We start from the raw sequence: 10,586 nt of genomic DNA, 5'->3' as shown, positions 1-10,586 counted from the left end.
CAACAACACATCCAGGTTGTTCAGGAGCGCTCCACCTCCGGTTAGCACAACGCCTTTGTCCACGATGTCAGCGGACAGCTCAGGTGGGGTGCGCTCCAAGGCGAGCAGCACTGCCTCGACGATGCTGTTGATAGGCTCAGCCAGTGCCTCGCGTACCGCGTCGCTGGTAACGGTCACAGTCTTGGGTACACCCGCCACTAGGTCGCGTCCCTTCACCTCCATGCTTTCGACCTCGCCGTCGGAGTATGCATTGCCCACCGAGCACTTGACCCGTTCCGCGGACTGCTCCCCGATGAGCAGGTTGTACTTGCGTTTCATGTAGGCGATGATGCCTTCGTCCATCTTGTCGCCGCCCACGCGCACGGAGTGCGCATACACGATCCCCGCCAGCGAAATGACGGCGACCTCGGTCGTACCGCCTCCGATGTCGACGATCATGTTGCCGCTGGGCTCGGTGATGGGAAGGCCGGCACCGATGGCCGCGGCCATGGGTTCTTCGATCAAATAGACTTCTCTCGAACCGGCGCTCTCGGCGCTCTCCTTGACGGCGCGCTTCTCGACCTCGGTGATACCAAAAGGGACGCAGATGATGATGCGGGGCTTCACCAGGCGCCGGTGGCTGTGTGCCCGCGAGATGAAGTAGCGCAACATGGCTTCGGTGATCTCGAAGTCCGCGATCACGCCGTTGCGCAGTGGACGGACGGCCTCGATTGTGCCAGGCGTCCGGCCGATCATCTCTTTGCCCTCGCGACCGACCGCCAGCACCTTGCGGCTTCCGCGGCCGTCACGCTGGACCGCAACCACGGACGGCTCACACGAGACGATGCCGCGCCCCCGGACGTAGACGAGCGTAGTGGCCGTGCCTAGATCGATCGCCAAATCGTTGGAGAACAGGCCGCCGAGCCACTCCATGGCACCCATGATACCTCGTGCCGGTCGTTGGGGCGCGCATAAAAACGCCGAGAGCTAAGCATCCGGAATTACGCCGACTTTCGACGCAAGCCGCGCAGAGCGGGATTACCTAACAGATCCATCGGGCCCCTTCAAGGGGCAGCCGGTCGCGCGGGGCCGCTGCCCCGAGCTACCCCGGGTAGATGGGTGACAAGCGGCTAGCTGGTGCAGCACCGGGGAGCTTCGCCCGGGAAGATTCGCTCTTGATACAGCAGCTTCACGGCCCTATCAGCCGCGGTCGGACAGGGGCTTGAACTGCCGCTCCCCCTCACCCAGGTAGATCTGACGCGGACGCGCGATGCGTTGCTCGCTGTCCTTGAGCAGTTCCTCCCACTGGGCCAGCCAGCCAGCGGTGCGGCCCACGGCAAACAGCACGGGGAACAGATCCACGGGCAGGCCCATGGACTGGTAGATGATGCCCGAATAGAAATCGACGTTCGGGTAGAGCTTGCGCTTGACGAAGTATTCGTCCTCGAGCGCGATCCTCTCGAGCTCCAGGGCGATGTCGATCAACGGGTTCTTGCCCAGCGCGTCGAATACCTCGTAGGCGAGGCGCTTGATCACGGTGGCGCGAGGATCGTAGTTCTTGTAGACGCGGTGGCCAAAGCCCATCAGCCGCCGCTCGCCACCCTTGCAGCCCTCGATGAAGCTCGGGATGTTGTCGACGGAGCCTATCTCGGTAAGCATGCGCACCACAGCTTCGTTGGCGCCACCGTGCAGGGGGCCATACAGCGCGGCCGCGGCGGCCGCCACGCTGCAATAAGGATCGGTGAGCGCCGACCCCACCGAACGCATCGCATTCGCAGAGCAGTTTTGCTCGTGATCCGCATGCAGAATGAACAGCACGTCGAGTGCGTGCTCCACGGCATCGGTGAGCTTCGCACCCTGCTCGGTATCCTTGAACATCATGTTCAGGTAGTTGCCGCTGTAGCCGCGAGCGGCGTCCGGATAGACATAGGGCAGGCCACGGCTGTGGCGAAAAGCGTAGGCCGCCAGCGTGGGCACCTTGGCCAAGAGTCTATACATGTGCTCGCGTCGAATCGCATCGTCGTGCACCTGCTTGGAGTCTGGGTAGATCGTGGACAGCGCGGCCAGCGAGCTCACGAGCACCCCCATCAAGTGCGCATCGTTGGGGTGAGCGTCGATGACTTTGCGCACGCTCTCGTGCACGCCGACATGCTTCATCACGTTGGCGCTGAACGCGTCGAGCTGCTGCTTGTTGGGAAGCTCGCCTTCGAACAGCAGGTAGGAGCTTTCGAGGAAGTTCGAGCCTTCTGCAAGCTGCGCGATCGGGTAGCCCCGGTAGCGCAGAATGCCTTTTTCGCCGTCGATCAGCGTGATGCGGCTCTTGCAGGATGCAGTGTTGACGAATGCGGGGTCGTACGCCATCAAGCCGAAATCGTCTTCCGACGACTTGATTTGCCGGAGATCCATGGCCCGAACGGTTCCGTCTTTGATCTCCAACTCGTAGGTCTTGGCCGTTCGATTATCCGTGACAGTCAGTGAGCTCTTCGACATGGCCGACGCATCCTTTCTTGCGCTGTGCAAACTTGGCGGCAAACTTGGCGGTAATCTTGGCGCGCAGCTCCTACCTGTGCGCGCGCACGTAGCGTCACCTTGCGTTACGCCACGGAGCCCGGCATGAACTGCTGGCCGCGACAGCGAGGGTGCGATTATACAAGAAACTCCCTGTCTTGCTAGTGTCCTGCGCCCCCGATTTCGTACATAAGCCTGCGAGCGATTGGGGTCGCTCGGGCCGGCGAATCGACGCCGACAGCGCTACCCGATCGTGACCGTCGCCAAGCTTGACAGTGCTCAGCCCCTCGTCTATCTGCAACTTCCCTCGCAGAGTCCACGCCCAACATCGCGGAAGTGGCGGAACTGGCAGACGCGCAGGATTCAGGTTCCTGTGGGGTAACACCCGTGGAGGTTCGAGTCCTCTCTTCCGCACCAGTGATTCCTGGGGATCGGACGGCAGGCCGATCGAGGGGCACCGCATCCGCCCCCTTCAAGCGGCCCGGAGCAATGCTTCGAAGCGTACCGCGTCCCCGATCTCTCGCTCATCCACGGCGAAGTCGGCGGCCGAATCGCGGGTAGAATCGCCGGCGAGGAAACGGTCGGCGACGGCTGCCGTTTCGATGTTGGCGGAGGCGAGGCAGAGGCTGCCCGAAGTGACGCCCTGGGTCGATGAGGATCGAGCGATGATGGCCGTTTCAACCGGTCCGCCGGGTCTGCTGCAAAAGCGGTTGTAGGCGAGCGCGTGACCGTCTTCGATCGTCCGGCCTCCGAGCGCCTCGGCCATCACGTTTCCGGGCACGGCAAGGGTAAGGGCAAGGGCAGGAAGAGCACCCCGGGATGGTCGAGCCTTGTCGAGTCTCACGGCCAGAGGTGGTGGGTGCCGCAGCAACTCGGCCGTCGATCCCCCGACGTCGGCGTGATATGCACTGGCTCGTGAACAAGGTCATCGAGCAGTTGCTGCGAGAGCACCGCCCCGGTCAGGGTGGACCCATCAAGCGCCTTGAGCGTCGGGTCAACATAACATCGCCACTTCGATTTCGATCCATCCCGTCCAGATGAACGAACGCTGGCAGGACGCGCTTACGCAGCGTGTCAAGGCACTCGCGCGGCTCGCGCCGTTGCAACAGGTCGAAGCCGACAAAGGGCGCCGGATACTGCCCCTGGAACGCGCCGACGTGAGAGCGCTCGCTCTGCGCGTGCTCGATGTGATCATCGAGGAGATGGGCCTGGGACAGGGCGCGGCCCGGGAGCTGGTGCAGGCGGCGCTCGAGCCCATGGTACGAACGATGCTGGACAACGAGCAGGACGCGGCGCCGGTCGTAGAGCTGGTGCTCGCCGGCATGCTCAACGAGCGGGAGCGGCGCCGCGCCTTCACCGCCGTCTACTACGACTGGAGCGCGCCCAAAGCCACGCCACGCGAGCTGTCCTGGCACCTGATTCGCGAGCTCGAGCTGCCCGATGGCAGCTACGTGCTGGCCGCCAGCACCGAGGGCATCAACGTCTACACCGGCATGCTCGAGTTCGATGTGCAGGACGCGCAGGTGGCAGAGGAAGCCGTGCTGCAGGCGCAAATACGCCGCGGGCGCATCGAGGACGCGGTGCGCACGGCACGCAACGCACGCCTGCGCAGCATCGAATACCACCAAACGCTGCAGCGGGTGCTGCGTTTGGTGCAACGCGACGTGCGCCAGGTGCGCTGGGTGGACGAGGTCTTGCACACGCTGCAAGAGGCACGCGTGCATCTGGGCGACCGACTTCAGGTAGAGCGTGAGCTGTTGGCCATGCTCGCTGCGCGCGTGGACTCGGCGTCCACCGAGGACGCTCCGCGCATTGCCGAACTGCGCGATGCGCTGGAAGATTGCCAGGGCCGACACGTGGGCTTGCACCGGGAAGTGCTGCAGGCGAACCAGACCTTCCTGGCGGAGCAGGAGCGGCAGCTATTCCGTCCCCAAACCGTGCTGCGGCTGCCCGATTTGGAGGCGGAGGTCTTGCAGGCGGCCCTCGAGGCTCCAGCCGCAGCGCTCGCGAACCAGCTGGAGCCCTTGGTGACCGCGTTCTTTCCTCCGAGCGCGCGCCCGGTCGCCTACTTGCCGCAATGGGTCGACCGGCTGCTTCAACCACCGCGCGCGGCCGCCGGCCCGCACGTCTTCGAGGAGCACAGGCTCGAGGAGCTGCCGAGCGGACGCCCCTACTTCTCGGATGAGGACCACCGCCGTGTGGAGGCACTGCTGGCCGAGCTGGGCTCACGTGCGCGCACGCTAAGCAGCTTGCTGTCGGAACTGCGCCGGCGTGGAGGGGCCCAACGCGCGGAGCTGCTGCTGGTGATGCGTGCGCTGCACGGTTTCGAGCCGTCCGCAGGCTCGCCCCTGCGCGCGTGCGCGGCGGGCCGCCTCGCGGACCCGCACTTTGGCGGCCACGAACTCTCGCTGACCCGCGCGCGGGGCGAACATGACGTAGCTGTACAGGCTCCAGGAAGTCGTCGCCGAAGCAAAGACCCCGGTGACCGGACACGACATGACTGAACGAGATGGCTCGACAGACCTCGGCGTGCTTCTTCGCTGCGCGCTCGATCCGCAGCGACGTCCCAGCCAGGACGAGACGTACCGCCGCCTGCTGAGTCGCTTGCGCAGCGAAGAACGTTTCGCACATGGCTTCGACGACCTGCTCGAGGGGTTGGGGCTGTGGCGCCTTTGCACCGACGACTATGGCGTGCAGCTCGGCTGCCGCGCCGACAGCCCGTTCGCGCTGCGTTTGTCGCAGTTTCGCCCCAATCTCAAACGCGAGGAGCGTATGCTCTATGGCCTTGTCCTGCTGGCGACCGCGGCCTGGTGCTGGCCTCGCGCCGCCGAGCTCGACGAATGGGGCGAGGGCATCCGGCGGCTGTCCGTCAATCAACTCACCGACTACCTGCAGCAGCTTTGCCTGCGCTTGGAGAGCCGCGCCGGCGCAGACCCGGAGGCCGACCATCCGGAGCTGCGTGAAGCCTGGCGCGAGGTGCTGCGCCGGGCCGGCTCCAAGCCAAGCGCGGGCGGCCGGCGCGCCCCAACCACATTGAGCGGCGCGGTCGCGTTCGCGCTCAGGAAGCTCGCCGACGCGGGACTGTTGCGCAGCGACGGAGAAGAGAGCTACCGCACGACGCGCGCTCTGCGTGTGCAGTTGCGGGAGCTCGCTGCCAACGAGGCCTTTAAGCTGGTTCGCGCCGCTTCGCCGAACGAGGGCGAGTAGGACGCCAGGCATGCCGCATCTGCGCCGCATCCACTTCGCCTCGGCCGGCTATCCTGACGCACGCCTGGATCCGCTGACGCTCGATTTGCGCGACGCCGATGCGCGGCGAGCGAGCGACTCCGTGCTGTGGCTGCGCAACGGTGGCGGTAAGTCTTCGGTGCTCAATCTGCTCTTCAGCTGCTTTCGACCGAGCCAAGCCGAGTTCCTGGGCCGGCACGTGGAGGGCCAGCGGCGGCGCTTGACCGACTACGTGAAGGCGACCGACCTGGCGTGCGTAGCCACCGAGTGGGAGGTCGGACAGCCCGATCTGCTAGGCACACAGCCGCTTCGGGTGATTGGACAGGCCCTGGCCTGGCGCGGGCAACAACGCTCCGCGGACGCTTCTCGCCTGCAGCGGATATTCTTCAGCTTTGTTGCAGACGACGACTTGAGTTTCGAGCACTTGCCCACGCCGGGGCTCGGCGAGCCCGTGAATACGCTCGAGGCCTTTCGCGAGTGGCTGCGAGAACGGCAACGGGAGCAACCCGCCCGCGAAGTCGTGGTCGAAGACCAACAACGGCGCTGGGAACGCCACCTGGCCGACTTGCGGATCGACTCAGAGCTGTTCGGCTACCAGCTCAAGATGAACCGGCGCGAAGGTGCTGCAGACGAGTTGTTCAAGTTTGCTTCCGCGCGCCAGTTCACAGACTTCGTGCTCGAGCTTGTCCTCGATCCGACGCAGGCCAATGCGGTCAGCGCCAACGTGGAGGGGCTGCGCGACAAGCTCGCGCGACGGCCTGCGCTCGCGCAAGAACGGCGGTTCTCTGTGGCGACGCGCGAGCAGCTCGGCCCCTTGCGCGAGGCGATCGCCGCCGCGGACACGGCGCGCGCCGAGCTCGCGCGACGGGATGCGGAGGCGGGCTCGTTGCTGGGCGCGCTAAAGCATGCGTCGCAGGCACAAACCGCGATCGCGACCGAGCGCGCACGCGATCAGAGCGCAGCCGAGGAACAGGCGCGCGAAGCCAGCAACAGGCAGCGTAAACACGCGCGCTGGGCCGAAGGCCTGGAACGCCGGGCACTGGAGCTCGCGCGGGGCGAAGCCAAGGCCGAGCGCGACCGATGCTCGGCAGCATTGCGCGAGGTGGAAGGCCGAAGGGCGCGCGCCCTGGCGTGCGAGCCGTTGCGAGAGCTACGCGCGGCCGAACACAGCATGCAGGAAACGCGCGAACGCCTTGCCAAGAACCGCGAGCAAGCCGAGCCGGAGCGCCAGCGGCTGTGCGCAGCGGGCGACGCGCTCCACAATGCGCTCGGAGCCGAAGACGAGCGGCTCAAAGGCAAGCACGAACACCTGCGGGCCAAACTCGACGCCACCGAACATGCTCTTGCCCAGGCTCAAGCAATGCGCGACGCCGCGTTGGGCCAAGCTGCTCGCGCCAAGACGAGAGCAGAGCACCTGTCCCAGCAGCTGCGACAGCGCGACGAAGAGCGCGATGCGCTGGTCCGGCGCGGCGACATCACGCTGCGCGAGCCGCCCGAGGCGGCCAACCGCCGCTGGCGGGCCGAGCAGCAAGAGCTTGCCGACGACTGCGAGGGCCACCGCGAAGCGGTGACCAGGGCGCGGGCGCTCGAGATCGAAGCTCAGGAGCGCCTGCGCGTGCTGGCGGCGCAGCTGGCCGAACGCAAGACCCAGCACAGACAGGTCCAAGAGCAGCTGGAGCAGGCGCTCATGTCGCGAGAGCGCATTGAAACGCTGCCCGCGATCACGGAGCTCGAAGAGTGCGATCGCGCCGATGTCTTCGCACAGGGCCTGGCACGCCGCTTGGCGTCCGCCTCCCAAGCCGCGGACGAAGCGCGCCTGCGCTTACGCGTAGACGACGCCGAAGACGCCCGCGCCGAGGAGAGCCTGCGCGAACGTGGTCTGATGCCGGCCGCGCTCGATGTCGAGCGGATCGTCACCACGCTGCGCAAGACCGGCATTTCCGCACACAGCGCGTGGGAATACCTGGCTGACAACCTCAACGACGTAGCTGCGAAGCGGGCGCTCATCGCCCGAGACCCGGCCCGCTTCGGAGGCGTGTTCGTGTTGCAGCAAGATTTCGCGGCCGCGTGCCAGCACCCACTTGGCGAACACCTGCGTTCCGCGGTCGTCGTTTCGGTAGCCAGCTTGGACCCTCCAGAAGGCCGAGCGCGACCGGACTCGAGCCCGCAAGTCGACTCCGGGCCTGACTCCGGGCCGGATGCGGCCACGGACGAGAGGTTCACGGTGGGCCCCGAGCAAGCGGGGGGGTTCGATCATGGAGCCGCCGTTCACGAGCGAGAGCAGCTGGGCCGGCGGCGCGAAAGCCGTGCACGTCAGTCCGACACGGCGCTCGCTCGGGCCCACGCGTTGCGCGACGCAGCAGGCGAGGTGGAGCGCTTCACAAAGCAGTGGAGCGCAGCGCGGTTGGTGGAGGCGCGCGAGGCGGAACACGCCCTGCGCGAGGAGGTCGCGATCCTCGAGCGCCAGGGCGGCGAGTCGCAAGCTCAGCTCGAGAGCGTACGGGCGATGATCCAACAATCCGAGCAGGGCCTGATGACTGCAACCGAGCGCCTGCGGGAAACCGAACAACGTCTCGAGCGGATCGCGAGCTTCATCGAGCGCTGGGAGCAGCGCGTCGCCGCCCTACGCAGCGGGCTCGACGCGGCTCGCGCCGAAGCGGCGACCGCGGAACGGGACGCACAGCGCTGCGCCGAGGCGATCGCTGGCGCCGGGTTCGAGCGCGACGCCCTTCAGCGTCAGCTGGCGGACAACGAGCGCCTGCAAGCGCAGATACACGCCCAACAGCAGGAGGTCGGCTACACCGGGGCCGAAGAACCCGAACCTGGGCTGGCAGACGAAGCGCTCAGCGAGCTGCGCGAGCGCTACCAGCGACGCCGGCAACATTTCGAGGAGCACCACTCGGACCAGCGTCTGCTCGGTGAGCTCACGCAACTCGAGTACCGGAGGAAAGACGCCGAAACGCGTTTCGCACGAGCCGCAACCGGTCTGCTTCGCGAGGACATCGAGCATTTCGACGCGCTCGTGGGCGAAGACCTGGCCGACCACCTGGCCGAGACCCAAGCAGCGCTGGCGCACGCGACACACGCCCGCGCGGAGGCCGCGGTAAAGCTGCAGGCCGCCGAGCAGACGTTCGCTGAAGCGCTGCACCGGCGGCGCGCGGCCGCGGACCTGCCGAAGGGGCCTGCGCCTGCCACAGCCAGGGATGCGCGCGAGCAGGCGGCACAGCAGCAAGAGCGGGCACAACAGGCCCAGGAGCAGAGCCGCACGCTCGAGGAACGCGTCAAGAGCCTGGCACAAGAACGGCAAGCCGCGGAACAGGCCGCGGAGCGCCAGCACGCGATGGCGCGACGTCTCGAGGACGCCTGCGAGCCACCGCACGCACCTGCGCTCCCACTGCCCACGACGGACGCGGAGGTGCGCATGCTGGTCGATACCTGCATCGAGCGCCACCGCGCCGCACGTCTCGAGCTGGCGCAGGCGCAAGAACGCCAGCGAAGCAGGGTGGAAGCGGTGCGGCAGGTTCCGATGCGACCGGAGTTCGCCGACTTCGAGTCGGCCTGGCGGCAGCGCTTCATGGAAGGCCCCGAAAGCCTCGTCGCAAACGCCGAGCGCTGGGACGAAGGGCTCAAGGAACGCATCGGCGCACTCGAAGACGAGCTTGCCACCCTCGAAGCCGACCGGCAGACGCTTACCGAGAGCTTGCTCGGCATCACCGAGCATGCCGTGCGCCTGTTGTTGGAGCTCGAGCGCGCGAGTCGCATGCCTGCCGAGCTTGGGGCGTGGGCGGGGCAGCCGTTTGTCAGCGTGCAGCTCGACGCGCCCCGGACCGATGCGGACAAGCGCGCGCGCATCGAGCCGCTGCTCGACGAGCTGGTTGCCGGCAGCCAGCTGCCCGGTGGTCTCGAGCTTGTGCAACGCGCAGTCGACAAGTACCGGGGCAGCAAGCCCCTGCGGGTCACGCTGCTGAAGCCAGAGTCCGAGCGCCGCCGCCAGCGCGTCGACATTGCGGCGATGGTCAACTTCAGCGGTGGCGAGCGCTTGACCGCGGCGGTGCTTCTTTACTGCACGTTGGTCCACTTGCGGGCGCGGCGCCGCGGTCGGAATCAAGCCATGACCGGCAACATCTTGGTGCTCGACAATCCGATCGGCACCTGTTCCAGCGTGCCCTTGTTGGAGCTGCAGCGCCAAGTGGCGCGCCTCATGGACACCCAGCTCATCTATACCACCGGTGTGGACGACCTGGCCGCCCTGGCACAGCTTCCCAATGTCGTGCGCCTGCGCAACGTTCACCAGAGCGCACGAACCGGAGACCATCACGTGACGGTCGAAGGCCAGGTCGAAGGCGTGCGTGTGGCCAGGCGGGCGAGCGCATGAAGGACATGCTGCTCGAGGCGCTGCAAGCGGTGCGTCCGCGCCACAAGCGTTTCGAGCTGCAAGCGGTATGGCAGGCGTACGCGCGTGCGTGGCCCGCGGCCGCCGAGGGAGCAGACGCGCGCCGCAATCTGCGTCGTGCCCTGGAGCTGTTGGCGCAACACGGCAAGCTCACGTTGCCCAAACAGGCAAGCCGCTGGGACCACAGCGCGCAGCCGGCCCTGCCGCGGTTCGTGGTTCTCACCACGGCCGCGCGCAAGCCCGCCCCAGCGCGGCAGCACGTGGCGTGGGCGCCGGAGCTGAGCTTCGCCCGTGAGCTTCGCTCGCCACAGCAGCGCGACTTGCTCTTGTGCGTGCAGCGCTTCTTGGCCAGCGGCGGCCGCACGCGCCCGCTCGTGCCGGAGCGCGAGCGCTCCCTGCAGCTCTTTGGCGATGAGAAGCGGCTCGAGAAGCTGCGCCGCACGCCGCTCTTTAGCCCGTGTCGACTCTCCCTTGGGCTGTT

Annotated in this window: 7 protein-coding genes and 1 tRNA gene; 5 read left to right on the top strand and 3 right to left on the bottom strand. The window is 66.8% G+C overall.

What is annotated here, in order from left to right:
* Together MJD61_09090 and MJD61_09085 are read right to left on the bottom strand one after the other, a co-directional pair.
* Positions 1 to 912 (bottom strand): rod shape-determining protein (locus MJD61_09090; protein ID MCG8555424.1); only part of this gene is annotated, 912 nt, incomplete at its 3' end.
* A gap of 267 nt (positions 913 to 1,179) precedes the next feature.
* The gene (locus MJD61_09085; GenBank protein MCG8555423.1) at positions 1,180 to 2,469 is read right to left on the bottom strand and encodes a citrate synthase; all 1,290 of its coding nucleotides are present in this window, start codon (positions 2,467 to 2,469) and stop codon (positions 1,180 to 1,182) included.
* 348 nt (positions 2,470 to 2,817) lie between these two features.
* On the opposite strand from MJD61_09085, the gene MJD61_09080 reads away from it, so the two are divergent.
* Positions 2,818 to 2,904 (top strand) — tRNA-Leu (locus tag MJD61_09080).
* Between the two features lie 55 nt (positions 2,905 to 2,959).
* Here MJD61_09080 and MJD61_09075 read toward each other — a convergent pair.
* Positions 2,960 to 3,331 (bottom strand): hypothetical protein, encoded by a 372-nt coding sequence (locus tag MJD61_09075; protein ID MCG8555422.1) that lies wholly within the window; start codon positions 3,329 to 3,331, stop codon positions 2,960 to 2,962.
* 193 nt (positions 3,332 to 3,524) lie between these two features.
* Between MJD61_09075 and MJD61_09070 the strand changes: the two genes are divergently transcribed.
* The 4 genes from MJD61_09070 to MJD61_09055 all read left to right on the top strand — a co-directional run.
* On the top strand, positions 3,525 to 4,991 hold the full coding sequence (locus tag MJD61_09070) for a hypothetical protein (protein ID MCG8555421.1): 1,467 nt from the start codon (positions 3,525 to 3,527) through the stop codon (positions 4,989 to 4,991).
* Entirely contained in the window at positions 4,984 to 5,694 is a 711-nt protein-coding gene (locus MJD61_09065) for a hypothetical protein (GenBank protein ID MCG8555420.1), read from the top strand. The genes MJD61_09070 and MJD61_09065 overlap by 8 nt, the downstream gene beginning before the upstream one ends.
* A gap of 10 nt (positions 5,695 to 5,704) precedes the next feature.
* Positions 5,705 to 10,087, top strand: coding sequence for a hypothetical protein (locus tag MJD61_09060; GenBank protein MCG8555419.1), 4,383 nt, complete (start codon positions 5,705 to 5,707; stop codon positions 10,085 to 10,087).
* Positions 10,084 to 10,586: hypothetical protein (locus tag MJD61_09055; GenBank protein ID MCG8555418.1), on the top strand; the 503-nt coding region annotated here is incomplete at its 3' end. The genes MJD61_09060 and MJD61_09055, both read left to right, overlap by 4 nt.

Source organism: Pseudomonadota bacterium (assembly GCA_022361155.1).
Lineage (GTDB): Bacteria > Myxococcota_A > Polyangia > Polyangiales > JAKSBK01 > JAKSBK01.
Note: the sequence above shows the minus strand (reverse complement) of the source record. Positions and strands in the feature narration are given on the sequence as shown.